Origin of the sequence: Shigella sp. FJ200513 (assembly GCF_040495915.1) — a bacterium.
Classification (GTDB): domain Bacteria; phylum Pseudomonadota; class Gammaproteobacteria; order Enterobacterales; family Enterobacteriaceae; genus ECMA0423.
The window spans coordinates 1-331 of sequence record NZ_JBDYCV010000308.1; the positions used below are offsets into that span (position 1 = coordinate 1).

Annotated in this window: 1 protein-coding gene; it reads left to right on the plus strand. The window is 44.7% G+C overall.

Annotation, left to right across the window (positions count from 1 at the left end; all coding sequences use genetic code 11):
* The first annotated feature begins 26 nt into the window (after positions 1-26).
* On the plus strand, positions 27-296 hold the full coding sequence (locus tag ABZJ92_RS22390; protein WP_071818635.1) for a recombinase zinc ribbon domain-containing protein: 270 nt from the start codon (positions 27-29) through the stop codon (positions 294-296).
* Positions 297-331 lie beyond the last annotated feature (35 nt).

The window sequence follows — 331 nt, forward strand, 5'->3', positions numbered from 1 at the left end:
TTTCTGCTCATTATTAGCTCCTTCTGATGCCATTCTATTTCAGGAAGGAGTGTCCGTTAAACTCAGGCTACCTCAAATGTTCTGAGTGTGGGGCTACTATTGTTCTTGGTGGATATGCCTTAAAACGTTTTGGAATGTACAGATGCCCTAATCGTTCAGCTAACAGGTGTAGTGCAAAGGCTATCAGTCGTAAGCAAACGGATGCAACTATCCTTTACATGCTCGCATTATGCGACCGTTTTGAAACTGAAAATAGTGAACCGCCCCGGGTTTCCTGGAGAGTGTTTTATCTGTGAACTCAGGCTGCCAGATCATCGTTTCCGATGGAAGC